This is a genomic window from Nocardia sp. NBC_00403 (genome assembly GCF_036046055.1).
Lineage (GTDB): Bacteria > Actinomycetota > Actinomycetes > Mycobacteriales > Mycobacteriaceae > Nocardia.
The window spans coordinates 8,283,583-8,302,246 of the sequence record NZ_CP107939.1 but is presented as its reverse complement, the minus strand read 5'-3'; the positions used below and the strand labels follow the sequence as shown (position 1 = coordinate 8,302,246).

Here is an 18,664-nt window from a genome sequence, read left to right as displayed (position 1 = left end):
TGGTGGTCGTGATGGAGGATTTGAGTGCAGGTGTGGCATGGGATGTCAATCCGTGAAGGTCACGCCGAAACGCTCGCCCAGTTGCCGGAGGGCCTGCGGGTCGGCGAAGAAGGCTTCCGCGCTGTAGTCGGGATCGTATGGGTCGATGTCGCACCAGCGTTCGGCGGAGTCGTCGGGGGTGAGGTCGGAGATGTAGGTGGCGAAGGTGAGTGAGGCTTCGACGGCTTCGTCGTCGCCCGGGTGGACCGGCCGATCGACGGGTCGGCCGTTGCACAGGAAGGTGGGTTTCTGATCTTCCTCGTCGCTCACGAGCTGTACCTCGGTGATGGTGATCAGTCCGCGAGTGCAGGCGGCTATTCGCTCCAATTCCTCTCGGTACCAACTCTCTCGATAGTCCCCCGCGTCATTGATGCCACGGAAGGTCTTGTAGTCGAGGGTGTATCGGATACCCAGCTCATCGAGCAGGCTCGGCAGCGCGGTACCGGCGGTGTCGCCGAAGTAGTCCAGTTGGTCGAGAACTCCGCGTCCTGCGCGGTCGCCTCCGTGAAGCTCCAGCCGAACAGGCTCCCGTAGAAGGCCTTTGCAGCCTCGACATCGTGCTGTTCCACATCGATCCATGACGTCACACCCGCTGGATAGGTTCGCACGACAGTCATCAGCCGCTTCCTTCGCTCGTTGGTCACGAATATCAGGGGTGAGCACCGACAAGTCGATGGAGCCGTCACCGCTCGCGGGAATACACCTTCACCACCGTGCCGTCGACGTCCGCCGCCAGGTATGCGCTGCCGTAGTCGTCGGTCAGGTACACCATGATGGTCGGGCGATCGTCATTGAAAGTCCATGCGGGGTCGATGATCACATAACGGAGGGTCGGGGTGGGGACATTGAGCTGGTCCTCTGCGGCGCGCATCAGGGTCGGCAGGATGTCCCAGTTGATCGAGCTCAGATTTACGGTGGCTTTTCCCGACATCTGGCCACCCGCGCCCTCGCGGGCGGCAATGCCGTTTCGGTAGCTGAACTCATCGTAGATTTTCGGCTGGCCGGCGACGGGTGCGGCGACGTTGGCGTAGGTCGGGTAGAATGTCGCGTCGGTGAATGCCGTTCCACCGGTGACTTTTTCCAGGGCGGCGATCGCCGTGCGGATGCCGTCGGGGGTGAGGAGGTCGCCGGCCTCTTCGGTCACGGGCGCGACGGAGGCAGGCGCGCCGGGGAGTTGGGTGCTGCCGGGTCGTTGGCTGGTGCCGGGAGGCTGACTCGAGCCGGTTCGATTCGTCGACGAATCGGGCTGCATCGCCACCGCCACGACTATCGCGGCGGCAATGGCGGCGGCCGCGATTCCCGACAGGATCCAGCGTTGCCGCTGTGCGGACGCCGCCGGATGGTGGCCGGGAATCCCGCTCGATGGCACCGGGGTCGGCGCTGCCGGCGCAGGTGGCACGTGCGCATGAACCTGTGCCAGGTGCGGGTGGGCCTGCGCGGCGGGCGCAGTTCCCATCGGCGCGGTCGCCTGGGCGAGCATCCAATCGACCTGCTCGGGCGAGGGCCGATGGCTCGGTTCCGCCACCAGCAGCGCCTGCAGCGCCGGGGTCAGCGGCCCGGAACGTTGCGGCGGCGGGACCTCGCCCTTCAGGACGGCCGCAAGTGTTGCGACTGTGGTGTCGCGGCGCATCGGGTGATAGCCCTCCACCGCCACGTAGAGCACCAGACCGAGCGACCACAGGTCGGAGGCGGGGTTGCCCTCCTGGCCGCCGAGTCGTTCCGGCGCAACGTAATCCAGCGAGCCGACCACACTGCCGGTGGAGGTGAGCCCGTTCAAACCGGTGATCGCCGCGATGCCGAAATCGGTCAGCACCGGCGTGCCGTCTTCACGCAGGATCACATTCGCCGGCTTGATGTCGCGATGTAGCACGCCGACCACATGGGCGGCACGCAGCGCGCCGAGTATGCCGCGGCCGATCTGCGCCGCACGTGCCGGGTGCATCGGGCCGTCGGCGAGATGTTCAGCGAGCGTGCGGCCACGAATCAGCTCCATGACGATCCACGGATGAGCGGCAGCATCGGAATCAACGATGTGATGGACCGTCACCACATTCGGATGCGCGATCCTGGCCAGCGCCCTGGCTTCCCGCAGCACGCGTTCCCGCTGTACCTCGGGCAGGCTCGCACCGCCGTCCGGCTCGGCCGCCCGCACCTCCTTCAACGCCACCTCGCGATGCAGGGCGAGATCGTAGGCGCGCCACACCGTCCCCATCCCGCCGCTGCCGAGCGGTTCGAGCAACTCGAAACGCCCGTCGACCACTGTCCGCTCGGAAATCACCGCGCCAGCCTATGGGTATCGTCGCGGTTGCGCGAGGCGCACCTCGAGGTCGTCGGCACGTCATGGTCGCCGGTGTCGGCACGAGTGCCGCGTTCAGTGGGCAGCCTCAACGCGAGACCGGTGTGCCTGTCGACCGGTCGAGGGCGTTGTACAGCCAGAGTTGGCCTGCGCCCACCGTTATGGTTGCGCCGGTGATTTCACCGGTGAGACGCCAATAGCGTTGTGTGCGAGGGTCATCGTGCCTGCCGGCGCGGAGGCGTTCGCGGAATCCCGGGGTATCGTGTTCGCCGCGGGCGGTGGCGTGGGCATCGACGAAACGGTCCAGTGCCCGACCGGAGGAGGGCGCGCATCCCGCGTGGATCTGCGACTCTGCCATGCCGCAGGCTTCGGCGACTCCGGCGAGCAGACCGACCTTGTCGCGGATCGGCGTGGGTCCAGGGCGCCAGAGCTGTTGGGAAACAACGGCAGCGAAGCGGGGCTCGGCGACAAGGGTGACCAGCTCGGCGTAGCCGACGACCTGTTCCGGCGTCGGGTCGCGCAGCGGATCGGGCACGTTCATCGAGATGAAACCCTCGAACATGTCCGAGGGCATCGGTGTCAAGATCCGCCGCCAGAACCCGACTACCGCGTCGTGAGCGGACCAACCATCCGATACCCCGGCCAGCAGCTCCAGCCTGGTTGCCCGCTCCGCAGGCACCGCGTTTTCGATGGCTCGCAACGACGCTCGCCGCCACGCCAATGCCCCTAATTCGACATCGACCACAGCCCGTTCGGCGGCTATCGCTTCCGCCATCGACTGCTCGCCGGTGAGCACCGCGGCGATTGCCGCCAACCCCAACCCGAGTGCGCGTAGTCGACGAACCAGCAGCAACCGATCCACCGCCGTGCCCTTGTCGAACATCCGATGGCCGCCCGTGGTGCGTGTGGACACCACAATGCCGCTGTCGCAATAGAAGCGAATCGTCCGAACCGGAACACCGGTCAGCCGCGACAGCTCCCCGATGCTCACCAATCCATGTAATGTGCCGTCGGTCACAATCTCTTGAACCTCCACCCGGGTGGAGTTCCTACCGTACTAGCGCCCGACACGGAAGGAATCCCCGATGACCACGACATCCGACGAGATCTGGCAAGCCGTAGCCACCGAACGCGCCACCCTGGTCGATCTCCTCGAAAACCTCTCCGAGGCCGACTGGAATCATCCCACCCTCTGCGATGGCTGGCGGGTCCGTGAGGTGGTCGCTCACGTAATTTTGTCCAGCAGTGCAACATTGGGCGCTGTCCTGGTCAAACTCATCCGAGCGCGCGGCAGCATCGATCGCATGAGCCTCGATACGGCCATACGTCACGCCGACCGCACCACGTCCCAGCAACTCCTGGCCGAACTTCGCGCCACGATCCCGCTGCGCATGACCCCGCCCCCCACGACTCCCACCGACCGCCTGATGGACACCCTCGTCCACATTCAAGACATTGCGATCCCGCTCGGTCTCTCCCGCGAAATGCCGACTGCTGCCGCGCGCCTGGCACTCGACCGGGTCTGGTCGGCCGACTGGGTGTTTCACGCCAAGAAAAGACTGTCCCCCTATCGTCTGACTGCCACCGACACGAACTGGACAGCCGGCACCGGCCCCACCATCGAAGGCCCCATTGCCGCCCTACTGCTGCTTGCCAGTGGTCGAACCGCCGGACTCTCCGCCCTGACCGGTGAGGGCGTGGCAATCCTGCGGTCGAAGGTCGGTTAGGGCCGGTCTGGTTCGGCGACCGGCCGTGGAATACGTGCTACGACGGTATTCCGTCGGTGCCTTCTACGCTGATTCCTGTTGATCAGGACGTACCACTTCCCATTCGAGAAGGGGCTACACATGATTTACAGGTTCGCGACGGTCGGTGCGGTCGGAGTTCTTACCGCATCAGCCATCGTTTTCACGGCCGGTGGCGCCGCGGCTGCGCATCCCTCCGAGTGCGCCGAGGCTGCCGTGGTCATGGCCCAGTTCGCTCCCGATGACGACGGGGGTCTTGCCGGCGACATCGGAAAGAGTGACGTGAATGGCGAAGACGGGGATGGCAAGGGCGGGGACGGCAAAGGGAAAGGCAAGGGCAGGGGTAAAGGCGGGGGCAAAGGCAAAGGCAAGGGAAACGGCGACGCCGATAGCGAAATGCCGAGTGCCGGCAGCAGCGGCGGCATGAACTTCGGCGCAGAAAACTAGCCGTCGGAGGCTGGGCTGACAACGTCTTCGCCCATGAACGGGCACCCACCCTGCCGATCCGGTGCACGCCGTGATCGGCGGGGTGGCACCCCGTACCGACGTGCGGTGGATGTTCGTTTCCCGATGGTATCGGGGGATGGGGGGACGGGGCTAGCCTCGGTGCGGGGGTGATGCGCGGAGGAGGGTGCGGTGCGGCGAGGGGCGTCGGTCGGGGCGATGGGTGGTGTTGTCGTGGCTGTGCTGGTGTGGGGAGAGATCGGGCATTGGTGGGCTTCGCGGGCCGTATTGGGGGAGCCACGGTCGGGGGTTCCGGCATCGGAAGTGCTGGTAGTGCTCGGGTTCGCCAATCGGAGTGCGGATCGGGCGAATGCGCTCAATCGGTGGCGGGTTCGGGCTGCGCTCCGGTCGGTGGATGACAAGGTGCCCGATAGTCGGCTGGTCTTTTCCGGGACGACGCGGCCTGGTGGGTCTGTTTCGGAAGCCGAGCTCATGGCGCGATATGCGGTGCGGGAGTGGGGGGTGTCGAGTGCGCGGATCCAGTTGGAGGGCCGGTCTCGCACGACATGGGAGAACATCCAGTACTCGATTCCGTTCATGAACGATGCCGAGTCGATCAAGATAGTTTCGAATCCCTTGCATGCGTTACGTGGCCGTCTGTATCTGCGGCGGCAGCGGCCGGATCTGGCGCGCAGGGTTCGGCGTGCTTCCGACTATCGGTTCGGTGAGAAGTCTTGGGCCAAGCCATTTTTCGCCGTATATGGCCTGCTGGATCTGGCTCGTACACGGAAAGATACGCGGATGCGGGATGAGTAGGTCGCAGTAGCGCTCCCGTGCGCAGCCGGTGACTCGTGATCACGGGTGGCGGCAACGGACCGAACCCGATATGGTCTGGCGGCAGTCCGTCGATGTTCGCGACGGGCTTTGAAATGGGGAGGGCCGTATGGCATTTCGTAAGAAGAAGATTCTGGAACAGGTGACGCAGAAGCTGGCCGAGGTCGGTCCGCCGGGGGAGCAGTTCAATACCGCTTTTCTTGCCATCACGGGTCCGAGTCCGTGGGTCGACAGCCTGCCGTATGTGCGGTTGGTAATGGTGTTTCTGCGGAAGTACTACTTCGTGGTGCTGACCAACACCTCTGTTGTGCTGATCGAGGCCAGCAAATGGACAGGTCGGCCGACGAATCTGGTGTCGGCGGAGCACTTCCAGACCGCCGAGTTCTCCGGTCTGGAGATCAATTCGCTGTGGTCGAAGGTGTTCTATCGACTGCCGGGAACTGCGATGGTGGAGCGGCTCAATGTCCACCGCCAGTGGCGCACCGAGTTGGATGAGCTGGTGCGCGTGACCCATCAGGCACCACAGGTCCAGCAGCCGAGTTCGCATCTGTAGCGAACCGGAAGTGGCCCTGCTGGGCGGAATGCGTTGCCGCCCAGCAGGGTTTGCCTATGCCATCTACCGAGGGCGCAGCCGGATTGCGCAGCAGCGCGCTGGGCCGGGTCTCGACCAGGCCGCCGCCTAACGGGCGTGCGGCGGACGCGGCCAGGGGTTGTCTTCGATGTGCTCGATGGACTCGTTGAAGCGTGCGATCAGTGTGCTCAGTTGTTCGACATCGGCGTCGGCCCAGTCGGCGACCACCGCGCCGATGCCTTCCTGGCTTCGGTCCCGATCGGCGGCGACCTGTTCCAGGCCCTTTCGGCTGGCCCGGACCTTGCGCGCGATACCGCCGTCCGGATCGGGCACCCGCTCGACCAGGTCATGCTTCAACATGGCGCCGACCTGACGGTTGATCGTGGAGATGTCCAGCTGGAAGGCCTCCGACAGTTCGCGCAGGCTGAGCGGGGAGTCGATCTCGAGCCTGCTGAGGATGAGGTAGGCCGAGCGGTCCAGGTGGAACCCGGGGCGGCGCAGCAGGGATGCGGGGAACTGCCGGGAGAGCAGGGTCAGCTCGAAGACGAGGCGCGAGAGCGCGGCGCTTTCCGCGGGACCTGATGCTGGCATGGACCACACTATGTCGCCTGAATCACGGTGATAGCAAATTGTGCACGATGCACATCGTGTGTAGCGTGCACATTTGTGACTGTTGCTGCCGACGCGTCCTCGACCGTCTCTGGTACCGACGACCGGCGCAGGCCCGCGTCGGCCCTACTCATCGCGACCCTCGGCACGGTCGGTGTCGTCGTCTCGCTTATGCAGACGCTGGTTATCCCGATCATCCCCACCCTCCCATCGCTGCTGAATACCTCGGCGTCCAACGCATCGTGGGTGATCACCGCGACGCTGCTCGCAGGCGCGGTGGCAACCCCGATCAGTGGCAGGCTCGGCGACATGTTCGGCAAGCGCCGGGTGCTGTTCGCGAACATCCTTTTGCTGGTCGCAGGCTCGGTGGTCTGCGCGCTGTTCTCCTCGCTCGTTCCGGAGATCATCGGCCGCTCGCTGCAGGGCGCCGCGGTCGGCGCGATCCCGCTCGGCATCAGCATCATGCGTGACGAGCTGCCCGCCGAGAAGGTGGGTTCGGCAATGGCGATCATGAGCGCAACGCTCGGGGTCGGCGGCGCCCTCGGGCTGCCGCTCGCGGCGGCGATCGCGCAGAACGCCGACTGGCACATGCTGTTCTGGACCGCGGCCGGCCTCGGTGTTGTCTGTGCCGCACTGGTTTTCGTCTTCGTGCCGGAGTCGCCGGTGCGCACCCCCGCGCGCTTCGACTTCGGTGGTGCGGTCGGGCTTTCCATCGCACTGCTCGCCCTGCTGATCGCGATCACCAAGGGCGCGGACTGGGGCTGGGGCAGCGCGAGCATCCTCACCCTCTTCGCGATCGCGGTGGTGGTGTTCGTCGGCTGGGGCGCCTTCGAGCTCCGGCAGCGTTCGCCGCTGGTCGACCTGCGGGTCTCGGCGCGGCCCCGGGTGCTGTTCACCAACTTCGCCTCCATCGCTGTCGGCTTCGCACTCTACGGCATGTCGTTGACGTTCCCGCAGCTACTGATGGCCCCTGAGCAGACCGGATACGGGTTCGGCTTGTCCATGGTCAACGCCGGATTGGCGCTTGCCCCTACCGGATTCGTGATGATCCTGCTCTCGCCGGTGTCGGCGCGGCTGTCGGCGGCCCGAGGGCCGAAGGTCACCCTTGCGCTCGGTTCGGCGGTGATTGCGGCGGGCTACCTGTGCGCCGTGGTGCTGATGAACAGCGTTTGGGAAATCATGGTCGCGGCGATGATTGTTGCCGCCGGTGTCGGCCTTGCCTACGCCGCGATGCCCGCCCTGATCATGGGTGCGGTCCCGATCACCGAAACCGCGGCGGCCAACGGTCTCAACTCGCTGATGCGCTCGATCGGCACGTCCACCTCGTCGGCCGTGATGAGCGTGGTGCTCGCGCACATGACAATGCAACTCGGCTCGCACGTGCTGCCGTCGCGCGACGGATTCCACACCACCTTCCTCATCGCCACGACGGCAGCGCTCGTCGCGATCGTGCTCACAGTCTGCATTCCGATGCGCAAGGCGCCGGATGCCGCGGACAAGGCCGGGCACGCCTGATCATCGGGCCGTCGCGCTCGAACGGCCACGGGGCCGATCCTCAACGGCGAGGATCGGCCCCGTTGTCGTTGGTATGACGCTGTGAAATGCCCGCCGCGAACCGATCGAAGTCCGCACGGCTCGCGAAGTATCCGACTTTGGCCGCAGGCTTTGGCGGCAGTGCCGCTGCTTGCCATGGCGTGCGGCAACGCTACGGTGCGGATTCCACCGAGTCGGTGTAGCGGCGGGCCAGCGTCCGCAGATGCGCGACCAGCTCCGGTGGGCCGTCGACACGGAAATCCATCATCAGCATGCTGAGGTAGATGGCAATGGTCTCCAACGCATCCGCACCGGTCAGCAGAATGCAGGTGTCCGCGTCGACGGCCTCCACCACGCCGACGGCGGGATTGATGCGGGCGATCACTGTTTCGGCCGGTGCGAGCACGGTGACGCGGGCGTGCACCTTCCAGCCGGTGCTGGCGATGTGGCGCATGACGAACGCGATCAGGTCCTCGTCGGGCAGCGGGCGCGGTCCGAAGTGGCGGGTGCTGACGGCCGCCCGGTGCACCTGTGCGACGGGAATCGCACGCCAGGAATGGGTTTCGAGATCGTAGGCGACCAGGTACCAGCGCCGCTGCCAGTTGATCAGGCGGTAGGGCTCGACGTCTGTTGTGCCGCTGCCCAGCTCGATCGACACCGCGGTCGTGTCCCGGATAGCTCCGGCCAGGCTGGTCAGGACCACGGCGGGCACCGGGGCGTCCGGTTCGCGCGAGCCGGTGGTTGCCGGTCCGATGGCGGTGGCGTTGCGCAGTGCTAATACCTTGCGCTGCAATCGCTTCGGCAGGATCTGTTCCAGCTTCGCCAGAGCTCGCGAGACGTTCTCGCTGATGTCGGCGATGCCGGTGGCGCCGTCCTCGGCAAGGCCGACTGCCACGGCCATCGCCACCGCCTCGTCGTCATCCAGTAGCAGCGGCGGCATCGTCGAGCCGCGACCGAGCCGGTAGCCACCGATCGCACCGCGTTCGGCGTGCACCGGGTAGCCGAGTTCGCGCAGTCGCTGGATGTCATTGCGCAGGGTCCGGTCGGTGATGTCGAGCCGTTCGGCCAGCTCCCGGCCGGTGTACGCGCGATCCTGCAGCAGCGAGAGCAAACGCATTACTCGCGTTGTGGTGGGCGCCACATTCGCCTCCCGAATTATTAGGAACGAATCCAGCCTAATGGCCTCATAGGCTTAGGTCATCACCAAGAAGCACAACGAAAGGTCGATCATGAACATCACCACCGCCGCCGACGCCACCGCGACACTGCGCCCCGTGTGGCGCGAGGTGCTCTCGACCTCCTACACGGCGCTGGAAAACACCGTCGCAGGCATCGGTGACGAGCAGTGGCAGCTGCCGACCCCGTGCTCGGAATGGAATGTCACGCAGGTGATTCAGCACGCCGCGGGTGACCAGCTCGCCTTCGCCAAGGCACTCGGTGTCGGCGTCGGACCCGCCTACAACCCCTTCGACCCCTCCGGAGCCATCGACGGCTCGGCCGCCGCTCTGGTGCGCGACGCGATCGAGCAGACCGCCGCCGCCTGGGCGACCGTCGCCGACGACACCGAGGCCGTCCCGACTCCGCTGCCGCACGGCGCCTTGGCGACCCCGGTCGCTGCCGTGATGTGCGCGTTGGATGCCGCCGTGCACGCCTGGGATATCGCGATCGCGACCGGTCAGCCATCGCCACTGACCGACGAACTGGCTGGCTACCTGCTGACCGCCGCACGGACCGCGCATCCGGCACCGGGTAGCGGTGTGGAGGCGGAAATCATTGAGCCGCTCCGTCAGTGGGGTGCCTATGCCGCGGTGGTCGACGGTGGCGCGGACGACACCACGGTCGCCGAGCTGCTGCGCTACCTTGGCCGCGACCCGCGCGCATGAACCGGGGTGTGCGGGTGTGTACCGTCGCACCCGCGCACCCAGCAGTCGAGTCGTGCTGCCTTACATCGCAATCGGTGACTATCCCCGGGTGGTGGATAGCGCAGCGTCCTACCCGATGCGACGAATCGGCGGTGCGGTCAGCGCGCGGTGACGAACCCCCGGGCAACCATCCAGTCCCGCGCGACCTCGGCGGGCTCCCGCCCGTCCACATCGACCTGACGGTTCAGTTCGGTGATGGCCTCATTGGTCAGTAGTTTCGAGATGGGCGCCATAATGGCGGCGACCTGGGGGTGCGCGTCGGCGAAGGATTTGCGCATCACCAGTGCCGCATTGTATTTCGGGAAGAAGCCGAGATCGTCCTTCAGCAACACGAGATCGAGGGCGGGGATGCGGCCGTCGGTGGCGGCGACGGAGCCGAATCGGCATTGCTTGCTGTCGGCGGTGGCCTGATACACCAGAGCGTCCTGCACGATCTGTTTGTGGACCTTGCCGGTATCGATGCCGTACTTGCGGGCCAATCCCGGGAAACCGTCCTGGCGCACATTGAATTCCGTGCCCACGCAGGTGGCCGCCGCGTCCGGATCGGTATTGCTGAGCCGTGCGTAGTCCGACAGCGTTGTCACGCCGGTCTGCTGGGCGGTCTGCCTGCTCATCACCAACGCGTAGGTGTTGTTCATCGGCGCCATATCCGTCCACACGATGTTGTGCGCGGCCAGGTCGGCGTCGCGGACCGCCTCGTACTGGGCGATCTCGTCCGGTATCGGGGTCTCGTTGCCGAGGTAATTGATCCAGCCGGTGCCGGTGTATTCGTAGGAGAGATCGATCTGCCCGTGCAGCTGGGCATCGCGCACGCTGTTGGAGCCATGGATATTCGTCAGATCCCGCACCTGCGCCCCGGCCGCGGACAAAGCGAACTCGATGAGATAGCCGAGGATGTTCTGTTCGGTGAAGTCCTTGGATCCGACGGTGATCGCGACCCCGTCGAGCTCGGGCACCGGACGGATACTGCCGGGACCTACCCGCAGCGGCACCGCGCCACCGGATTGCAGACCGCAGGCGGTGATCACCAGGAGTACCGCGCCGGCGGCGGACGCCGCGGCGCGCCCACGCCATCCGCACCTCATGTCAAACCCCGGGGGCCGAGGAACTGTTCGGCCAGCGCGCCGAGCCAGTCGACAAGCAACGCGAGCGCGGCGGCGAGGACCGCGCCGACGACCAGCGTGACGTTGTCGCGCAGCTTGTAGCCGGTGTCGATCAGGATGCCGAGACCGCCCGCACTGACCAGGAACGATAGTGTCGCGGTGCCGACCGCCAGCACCAGCGAGGTGCGCAGTCCGGCGAGGATGTAGGGCATTGCGAGCGGAAACTCGATGCGGCGCAACACCGTCAGTGTCGACATGCCCTGCCCGCGGCCTGCGTCGATGAGGGTACCGTTCACCTGCTGGTAGCCGAGGATCGTATTGCGCAGTACCGGAAGCAACGAATAGAAGGCAATCGGTGCGACACCGATCCAGAAGCCGGTAGTCCGGGTGGCGAGATAACACAGCACGATGAGCCCGATCGCGGGCGCGGCCGCGCCGATATTGGCGATGCCGATGAAAACCGGTGCCAGACGCCGATATCCGGGTCGGGTGAGCAGTGTGCCGACCGGCACCGCCACCGCGACGACGATCAGCACGACCGTCGCGGTGATGAGCACATGCTGCCAGGTAAGCGTCGCGATATTGGCCACGCTGATGCTTGCCTGCTGGGTAGCGGTGAGGTCACGTCGGAACGCCCACACCAGCACCCCCGCGGTGAGTGCGAGTACCAGGACCGGCTGGACGAGCAGTCGAATGCGTTCTGCGCGACGCTCTGTCGTCAGCGTGCGTCCCGGCTCGGTGGTGCCGGGTGGCGTTGCGGGCTTTGTGGACGGAGTCATACTGTCTCGTCCGCACCTGTGGTGCTGTGGGTGGCGCGTAACGCCGACAGATGTTCGACGAGCGTGTCGATCGTGATCAGCCCGGCGTACTCACCGCGTCGCCCGGTGACGACCGCGGTAGCCGTCTGCTCGGCCAGTAGCGATTCCAGCGCCTCCTGCAATGTCGACTGCAGCGACAGCGGCGCGCCGACCGGAGATCCGATGTCGCGCAACGACGTCGCGTGCGCGAGGTGCTCGGTCGACACCCACCGCACCGGGCGCCGATGATTGTCGAGCACCAGCGCCCACGGCCACTTCCGGCCCGCGAGTGCGGTGCGCAAAGCCTCGACCGGTTCGTCCTCGGCCGCGGTCGGGCACTGGCCGAGGGTGACATCCCGGACCCTGGTGAGGGTGAGCTGCTTGAGCGAGGCATCCGCGCCGACGAAACCGGCGACGGTCTCGTCCGCGGGATCGGCGAGGATGGCTGCGGGGGTGTCGTATTGCAGAATGCGGGATCGGTTGCCGAGCACCGCGATTCGATCGCCGAGCTTGACCGCCTCGTTGAAATCGTGGGTGACGAACACAATGGTCTTGCCGAGCTCGGCCTGTAGTCGCAGCAGTTCGTCCTGCAGCAGGCCGCGGGTGATCGGATCGACGGCGCCGAATGGTTCGTCCATCAACAGCACCGGGGGATCGGCGGCCAGTGCGCGAGCCACCCCGACCCGCTGCTGCTGGCCGCCCGAGAGCTGCCGGGGATAGCGGTGGCGGTAGGTGTCGGGCGTCAGGCCGACCAGGTCGAGCATCTCGTCGGTGCGGGCGGCGATCTTCTTGCGATCCCAGCCGATGAGGCCGGGGACGGTCGCGATGTTCTTGGCGACCGTCATGTGCGGAAACAGGCCGGCCTGCTGAATCGAGTAACCGATGCCGCGCCGCAGCCGGTCGGGGTCGACGGCTGTGACGTCGCGGCCACCGATGGTGATGGCGCCCGAGGTCGGTTCGATGAGGCGGTTGATCATGCGCATGGTGGTCGTCTTGCCGCAGCCGGAAGGCCCGACGAGGACGACGATTTCGCCTGCCGGAATAGTCAAAGACACATTGTCGACAGACGGATCCTGTTGTCCGGCATAGCGTTTGGTCACCGAGTCGAGCACGATATCGACGCCGGAAACCGCCGACTCCGCAGTGTCGCTTCGGATTTCGGTCTCAGTCACGAATTCCCCTCGAGGTGGTGAGACGGCCGATGATCACGAAGAATCCATCGAGAACCAGGGCAAGGACGACGATGAGGATCGTGCCGACCAGGGCCTGCGGCACGGCATTCGGACTACCGAGCCTGGCCAGGCCGGAAAAGATCAGATTGCCGAGCCCCGGGCCCTTCGCGTAGGCGGCGATCGCAAGAATGCCCATGATCATCTGGGTGCTGACCCGGATGCCGGTCAGGATCGACGGCCACGCCAGCGGGATCTCGATGCGGGCCAGCACCCGCAGCCGATTCATTCCGACACCGCGCGCGGCATCGACGATCGCCGGATCCACCGAGGCCAGGCCGACGATGGTGTTCCGGAGAATCGGCAGCAGCGCGTAGAGCACCAGCGCGGTAATCGTCGGCCCGACACCGAGGCCGAGGAACGGGATCAGCAAGCCGAGCAGCGCGAACGAAGGAACAGTCAGGATGGCGCTTGCCGTCGCCGTCGCCATCGAGGAGCCCAGCGGGCTGCGATAGACCAGCGTGCCGATCGCCACCGCGACGATCGTGGCAAGCAGCACCGACTGGACAACCGCCGAAACATGCAGATAGGAGTCCGTGAGCAATTGCGTCCGTCGGTTCACCACGAACGTCCACAATGTGTCCAGGTCGCACCTCCCCGTCGCCCGGTGTACTGGGAGACTATCTCGACTTGCGCTCGGCCGGAGAGGATTCCGGCGGCCCGGAGTCCGCCGGAGCCGACAGACTTCTCGCGGAGAATGCCCACACGGTGCCGTCCGAAACCAGGCCCTGCGGTGCGTCCTGGCGGTGCCGGGAACCGATCGGGCGGACTGTTCGTCTAACTGATCAGGGCCGCGAGTCGGTCGCGATCGACAGGAGCCCGGGGGAGCATGGCGGAACAAAGGACGGCGCGTCGGCGGCTGCGTTACCGCTGGCTCGTGCTCGGCTTGGTGGTATCGGTGCTGGTCGCTGGGGGTGTGGTGGGCGTGCGCCTGTGGCTGGAACACGGCAAGGGCGAGGCCATCGCCGGTGTCGGTGTGCGGACGTTCCCGGCGATCGACAAATCCACGCTCGACCCGACGCAATCCAAGGTGGTCGCGGTGCTCGAGCGAGAGTTCGGCGCTCCCGGCGATGGGCCGAAGTACGCGGAGGGAAACAACGAGCCCTGGTGCGCGGACTTCGTCAGTTGGGTGATGCGCGAATCGGGTGTGCCGCTGGCCAACCCGAACTCGGGATCGTGGCGGATCCCCGGGGTGTACACACTGCAGGAGTATTACCAGAGCACCGGACGATTCACACCGATCGGAGCCGGATACCAGCCGCTCACCGGTGACGTGCTGCTCTACGGCCCGGCCAGCCCGTTCTCCCAGCACACCAACATCGTGCTGACGGCGAGCGACGGAGTCGTCACCACGATGGGTGGAAACGAGTTCGGCAACATCCGCATACACCGTTTCGACCTGGCCGAAGTGCCCGATATTGTCGGATTCGGCATGCTGTGACCGTCCCGGCGCGTGTGCGCGGTCGGCGGGTCTGGGGGTACCACCTAAAATAGATCCGGCGGCGCCCGGCAGCGCCGCCCGGCCCCTGTCCTGCTACCCCCTCATCAGCAGGACAGGGACCACCTAATGGCACCGTCGGACGCAGTCCGCCGACAGCCGCGCCGGGCTGAGCGAAGGCGAGGCAGCCGCCTAATGACACTGTCGGACACAGTCCGCCGACAGCCGCGCCGGGCCGAGCGGAGGCGAGGCAGCCGCCTAATGACACTGTCGGACACAGTCCGCCGACAGCCGCGCCGGGCCGAGCGGAGGCGAGGCAGCCGCCTAATGACACTGTCGGCCGGAGTCCGATAGCCGCGCCGGGCCGGTCGGCGCCGAGCGCGCGTGCGGGGTTAGCGGTTGCCGCCGTAGCGGCCGCGTTGTCCCCCGAGGGTCGACGTGAGGCGCCCGCTGGAGCGCTGGGGTGAGCGGAAGCGAGGCAGCCGCAGGAGCGCCGGGGTAAACGGGGCCAGGCAGCCGCTGGATGAGCGGCCCCAGCGGTCGGGGGCCAGGTGTAGCGCGTCGCGTACCGTGTCGGGTGTCCGTTGACAAGGTGAGGGTTTCGGAACATCTGATGCAGCCGACCGACCACACGAGCGCAGATCCCGTCTGGATCGAGTACGCCGATTTCGGGGAACGTTTCCTCACCCATGCGGTGACGGAGGCCAGGATCGTGGCCGCGGTGTCCGGTATGGCGGGACGTGGGATGACGATCGGGCCGTTCTCGGTCGGCCCCGCCGGTCTGGCCGGATTCGTCGCCGAAGGCAAGGTCGGCCAGCCGGTGGTGCTGCGCAGTGGCCCGAACGTGACTTTCGAAGTCACGGTGCCGGTGTCGCTATCGGTGCAGGTACTGCTCGGCGGCAGGAAGCTACGGCTGGAGGCGGTTGTCGAGATCGATCTCACACTGCACGCGCACACCGCGGATCCGTTGCTCATCGTCATCGACGTCCCGCCGATCACCTCGCGCGATGTCAGCTTCGTGCTGCGGGCTCGCGCCATCGAGACGGCCTGGGAATGGCTGCTCGACCCGATCGCCGGAGTGGTGCAGCGTGAGGTCGCCAATCGGGTGAATGCGATGCTGGCCGATCCGCAGGGGCGGCGCGGCCGGGTCTTCGACATCGAGGCGATGGTCGACGGAATGCGCTCCGAGCATGCGATGCAGACGACGTTCGACTGGATCGACTACGGCGAATTCGGCCACCGGTTCTTCGCCCGCATCGTGACCAGGGAGCGCGTCTTCGATGTGGTGGAGCGGCTGGCGGGCCGCCCGATCGAGATCGGACCGCTGCGGACCGGTCCGCGCAACTCGGCCACCGTCACGGTGCGTGGGTCGGTGCGGGTGCCGCAGCTGGCGGATCGGTCGGACGACGCGGTCTCCTTCGATCTGGTGGTGCCGGTGAGCCTCGACATCACCGTCGATGTGCTGAAGGCGAATCACTATCGCGCCGACGTCGAGATTCCGCTGGTGCTGACCGCGCGGGCGGCCGATCCGCTGTTGGTAGTCATCGACGTCCCGCCGCCGGACTCGTCGGACATCCGGCTGGAGTTCAAGGCCAGCGGCATGCGGGCAGCCACCCTCGGTGCGCTCGCGGGGATCAGGAAGCAGGTTGTCGCCCAGGTGGCCGACGTCGTGCGCAAGGAACTGGCCGACAGTTCGGGCCGGACGATCGATGTCGCCGCGCGCATCGACGGCGTGGCCTGAACCGATCCCCGGCACCAAGGAACGGAGCCCGCAGACAACTCCTGTGGCGAGTGTGGTTTGTGTTTCCGATGGGTCTAGCGGTTCCCATGTGAATATGGTGAAATGAGTGCACGTTCGAGGCTCCCGGCGCGTGAGTGACTTCTGGGGAAGGTGCGCCGGGCACGCTGCTATTCCATATCGGGGTTGCGCGAAGGAGTCCTGCGATGCGTTCCTTTTCTGTGTCCCGCCGCGAGCTGTTCGTCTATGCCGCTGCCACCGCCGCTCTCGGAGCGACCGTCGGCGCGCCGAATGCCGCGGCAAGTGGAGTCATCGGCACCATGGTCGACTATGCGGGTGGGGTTCCGTCGGCCACGGCGATCCGGAATGCCGGCCATATCGGTGTGATCAGGTACGTGTCGGATCGCCGTCCCGGCGCCGAATGGATGGAGGGCAAGCCGCTGCTGGCGGGCGAAGTCGATCAGCTGCACGCCGCGGGCCTGACCATCGTCTCGAACTACCAATACGGCAAAGCCCAGACCGCAGATTGGCGCGGCGGGCTGGAGGCGGGTAAGAAGCACGCGGCGCGTGGGCTGGAGCTGCACCTCGCCGCCGGCGGACCGGAGAACCGGCCGATCTACGCCTCGATCGACGACAACCCGACACCCGTCGACTTCGCCACCATGATCGCGCCGTATCTGCTCGGCTGGCAGTCGGTGGTCGGCAAGCAGAACACCGGCGTCTACGCGAACGCGCCGATCATCGAACTGGCGCGCGCCGCGGGCCTCGGTGCCTGGTACTGGCAGCACAATTGGGGCACCCCGAAGGGTTTCGTGCACCCGGCGGCGCATCTGCATCAGATCGAGATCGACAAGCGGTCCATTGATGGTGTCGGGGTCGACGTCAACAATGTGCTGCGGCCGGAGTACGGGCAGTGGTGAACTGACCGCTGCCCGCTTGCGCCGGGACCGCCGACGGCGGCTCGCTCAGGTCTGGCAGTGGCAGGTGGGCGCCAGGCGCAGCTCGGGCTCGTCATCGGGGACGACGCGCAGCGTGGGCCGACTCTCCGGCGCCTGGTGATCGCCGAGCCAGGAGAACAGCGACCAGCGCGACAGGCCGGAGAAGGCCGAGCCGACGCTGGCGAACGAGCCCGATGAAATCACCGACCCGAACGATCCGACCGAACCGATCGACAGCACCGAACCGACGCTGCCGATCGAGAGGATCGAGTACGCGGAGCCGATGGACAGGATCGAGCCCTCGGAGCGGAAAGACAGTATCGATCGCCGCGAGCGCCTGCTTCGAATCGAGCGCCCGCGCTGCTTGGAATTCGTGCTCTCTATCGAATTATTGCGCCGTAGCGACACTTCGACGGTAGCCATGGCTTCGGTCTACCACAGTGTGGTGCGGTTATGCACTATCGCAGGCGATTCACCCGGATGTGTCGACCTGCGGGAATCTGGCCGTGGATACAACGAAGCCCGGCGGTCCGGATGGACGCGCCGGGCTTCGGAGCATCATGCGACGGTGAAGAAACCCAGCGTCGGCAGGAACGAGCAGGTGCGCGGAGCGGCGTCCGGCGCCTGGGTGGTCAGCGAGCCGGAGACCACCGCGACGACGCGGCCGAAGCCGGTGTCGGCGATCGCGGACAGGGTCGCCGGACCATCGGGGTTGATCTTTGCCTCGTCGGTCAGCGGCAGGATGCCCGACTTGCGGGTGTCCAGGTTCATCCACTGGACGGTCATCGGCGGGTTCTGCACCGGCGTCGGCGACTTGGTGCCGAGCGCGGTGAACACGAACCCGGCCTGACCGGCCTGCGGTCCCGGCGGCGGCAGCTGGGCCGGGCCGGGCACAGCCAGCGCGGTGCCGATGGAATCAGCGGTCGGGCCGATGCAGCCCTTGCCGATGGTCGGGTACAGGAACTGGGCGATGACCGGTCCGCCGTCCTTCGGAATCTCCGGTCCGCCACCGCCACTGCCGTCCAGGAAGGTGATGATCTTTTCCAAGGTGGACTTGATCTGCGGTGGCAGGTTGAGGGTGGCGAGCAGCTTGCGGGCCGCATCGAGCAGCATGCCCTGCAGGCCGCCTGCGATCGGCTTGGCGTCGGCCGGGCCCGCGATTGCGCCGACGATGGCCGGGGCCAGCGCGGCGAGCGCATCGATCGGGACGCCCTCGGGCACCATCGGGACATTGTTCGGAACCGCCGCGGGCACGGGTGCCGGGGCCGCGACAGCTGCCATCGGCGCAGCAAGCGAAGCGCTCGCCGTGATGGCGAGTGCGGACAATACGATCCGCGATCCTCGGGTGCGAAGCACTGGTCTAGCCGTCCTTACCTCGGGTACATCTGGAGTTCGATGCTGAAAAGCCATCGTTTCGGGGGTCACTCT

20 protein-coding genes are annotated in these 18,664 nt (G+C 66.4%); 9 read left to right on the top strand and 11 right to left on the bottom strand.

Translation table 11 applies throughout. From position 1 onward, the window contains the following. Positions 1 to 45: 45 nt before the first annotated feature. The 3 genes from OHQ90_RS37345 to OHQ90_RS37335 all read right to left on the bottom strand — a co-directional run bounded on the left by OHQ90_RS37345 (position 46) and on the right by OHQ90_RS37335 (position 3,326). On the bottom strand, positions 46 to 618 hold the full coding sequence (locus tag OHQ90_RS37345) for a hypothetical protein (protein WP_328405784.1): 573 nt from the start codon (positions 616 to 618) through the stop codon (positions 46 to 48). Positions 619 to 721: 103 nt separating this feature from the next. Further along, on the bottom strand, positions 722 to 2,317 hold the full coding sequence (locus OHQ90_RS37340) for a serine/threonine-protein kinase (protein ID WP_328405782.1): 1,596 nt from the start codon (positions 2,315 to 2,317) through the stop codon (positions 722 to 724). A gap of 106 nt (positions 2,318 to 2,423) precedes the next feature. Then, positions 2,424 to 3,326 carry a MerR family transcriptional regulator gene (locus OHQ90_RS37335; protein WP_328405779.1) on the bottom strand — a complete coding sequence of 301 codons (903 nt, stop codon included), beginning with the start codon at positions 3,324 to 3,326 and terminating at the stop codon, positions 2,424 to 2,426. A gap of 94 nt (positions 3,327 to 3,420) precedes the next feature. Here OHQ90_RS37335 and OHQ90_RS37330 point away from each other — a divergent pair, with 94 nt between their 5' ends. From OHQ90_RS37330 to OHQ90_RS37315, 4 genes are all read left to right on the top strand, one after another. Next, positions 3,421 to 4,062, top strand: a complete 642-nt coding sequence (locus OHQ90_RS37330; protein ID WP_328405777.1) for a maleylpyruvate isomerase family mycothiol-dependent enzyme — start codon at positions 3,421 to 3,423, stop codon at positions 4,060 to 4,062. A gap of 120 nt (positions 4,063 to 4,182) precedes the next feature. Further along, positions 4,183 to 4,527: a hypothetical protein gene (locus tag OHQ90_RS37325; protein ID WP_328405775.1), complete on the top strand. Its 345-nt coding sequence runs from the start codon at positions 4,183 to 4,185 to the stop codon at positions 4,525 to 4,527. Between the two features lie 189 nt (positions 4,528 to 4,716). Next, positions 4,717 to 5,340 (top strand): YdcF family protein, encoded by a 624-nt coding sequence (locus tag OHQ90_RS37320; RefSeq protein WP_328405773.1) that lies wholly within the window; start codon positions 4,717 to 4,719, stop codon positions 5,338 to 5,340. Positions 5,341 to 5,467: 127 nt separating this feature from the next. Beyond that, a complete protein-coding gene (locus tag OHQ90_RS37315; RefSeq protein WP_328405771.1) occupies positions 5,468 to 5,911 on the top strand; it encodes a hypothetical protein in 444 nt (147 codons plus the stop codon). A gap of 126 nt (positions 5,912 to 6,037) precedes the next feature. On the opposite strand, the gene OHQ90_RS37310 is transcribed toward OHQ90_RS37315, so the two are convergent. Further along, on the bottom strand, positions 6,038 to 6,520 hold the full coding sequence (locus OHQ90_RS37310; RefSeq protein WP_328405769.1) for a MarR family winged helix-turn-helix transcriptional regulator: 483 nt from the start codon (positions 6,518 to 6,520) through the stop codon (positions 6,038 to 6,040). Positions 6,521 to 6,595: 75 nt separating this feature from the next. Between OHQ90_RS37310 and OHQ90_RS37305 the strand changes: the two genes are divergently transcribed. Next, positions 6,596 to 8,053: an MFS transporter gene (locus OHQ90_RS37305; protein WP_328405767.1), complete on the top strand. Its 1,458-nt coding sequence runs from the start codon at positions 6,596 to 6,598 to the stop codon at positions 8,051 to 8,053. A 190-nt stretch (positions 8,054 to 8,243) separates the two neighbouring features. On the opposite strand, the gene OHQ90_RS37300 is transcribed toward OHQ90_RS37305, so the two are convergent. After that, positions 8,244 to 9,188, bottom strand: a complete 945-nt coding sequence (locus tag OHQ90_RS37300) for a helix-turn-helix transcriptional regulator (RefSeq protein ID WP_328405765.1) — start codon at positions 9,186 to 9,188, stop codon at positions 8,244 to 8,246. Between the two features lie 112 nt (positions 9,189 to 9,300). Between OHQ90_RS37300 and OHQ90_RS37295 the strand changes: the two genes are divergently transcribed. Further along, on the top strand, positions 9,301 to 9,954 hold the full coding sequence (locus OHQ90_RS37295; protein ID WP_328405763.1) for a TIGR03086 family metal-binding protein: 654 nt from the start codon (positions 9,301 to 9,303) through the stop codon (positions 9,952 to 9,954). 137 nt (positions 9,955 to 10,091) lie between these two features. On the opposite strand, the gene OHQ90_RS37290 is transcribed toward OHQ90_RS37295, so the two are convergent. The 4 genes from OHQ90_RS37290 to OHQ90_RS37275 are packed head-to-tail and all read right to left on the bottom strand — an operon-like array spanning position 10,092 to position 13,708. Then, positions 10,092 to 11,078, bottom strand: a complete 987-nt coding sequence (locus OHQ90_RS37290; RefSeq protein WP_328405761.1) for a glycine betaine ABC transporter substrate-binding protein — start codon at positions 11,076 to 11,078, stop codon at positions 10,092 to 10,094. Beyond that, complete coding sequence (locus OHQ90_RS37285; RefSeq protein WP_328405759.1) at positions 11,075 to 11,875, bottom strand: ABC transporter permease; 801 nt, start codon at positions 11,873 to 11,875, stop codon at positions 11,075 to 11,077. Before OHQ90_RS37285 ends, OHQ90_RS37290 begins: the two co-directional genes overlap by 4 nt. Continuing rightward, a complete protein-coding gene (locus OHQ90_RS37280) occupies positions 11,872 to 13,065 on the bottom strand; it encodes an ABC transporter ATP-binding protein (protein WP_328405757.1) in 1,194 nt (397 codons plus the stop codon). Before OHQ90_RS37280 ends, OHQ90_RS37285 begins: the two co-directional genes overlap by 4 nt. Further along, complete coding sequence (locus tag OHQ90_RS37275) at positions 13,058 to 13,708, bottom strand: ABC transporter permease (RefSeq protein WP_328413386.1); 651 nt, start codon at positions 13,706 to 13,708, stop codon at positions 13,058 to 13,060. The genes OHQ90_RS37280 and OHQ90_RS37275 overlap by 8 nt, the downstream gene beginning before the upstream one ends. Before the next feature lie 243 nt (positions 13,709 to 13,951). Here OHQ90_RS37275 and OHQ90_RS37270 point away from each other — a divergent pair, with 243 nt between their 5' ends. The 3 genes from OHQ90_RS37270 to OHQ90_RS37260 all read left to right on the top strand — a co-directional run bounded on the left by OHQ90_RS37270 (position 13,952) and on the right by OHQ90_RS37260 (position 17,218). Next, positions 13,952 to 14,563 (top strand): CHAP domain-containing protein, encoded by a 612-nt coding sequence (locus tag OHQ90_RS37270; RefSeq protein WP_328405755.1) that lies wholly within the window; start codon positions 13,952 to 13,954, stop codon positions 14,561 to 14,563. Positions 14,564 to 15,152: 589 nt separating this feature from the next. After that, positions 15,153 to 16,301 carry a hypothetical protein gene (locus OHQ90_RS37265; RefSeq protein ID WP_328405753.1) on the top strand — a complete coding sequence of 383 codons (1,149 nt, stop codon included), beginning with the start codon at positions 15,153 to 15,155 and terminating at the stop codon, positions 16,299 to 16,301. A 203-nt stretch (positions 16,302 to 16,504) separates the two neighbouring features. Next, positions 16,505 to 17,218, top strand: coding sequence for a DUF1906 domain-containing protein (locus OHQ90_RS37260; protein ID WP_328405751.1), 714 nt, complete (start codon positions 16,505 to 16,507; stop codon positions 17,216 to 17,218). A 45-nt stretch (positions 17,219 to 17,263) separates the two neighbouring features. On the opposite strand, the gene OHQ90_RS37255 is transcribed toward OHQ90_RS37260, so the two are convergent. Beyond that, positions 17,264 to 17,659, bottom strand: a complete 396-nt coding sequence (locus OHQ90_RS37255) for a hypothetical protein (RefSeq protein WP_328405749.1) — start codon at positions 17,657 to 17,659, stop codon at positions 17,264 to 17,266. A 135-nt stretch (positions 17,660 to 17,794) separates the two neighbouring features. Beyond that, complete coding sequence (locus OHQ90_RS37250) at positions 17,795 to 18,592, bottom strand: Rv1157c family protein (protein WP_328405747.1); 798 nt, start codon at positions 18,590 to 18,592, stop codon at positions 17,795 to 17,797. Between the last annotated feature and the right edge of the window lie 72 nt (positions 18,593 to 18,664).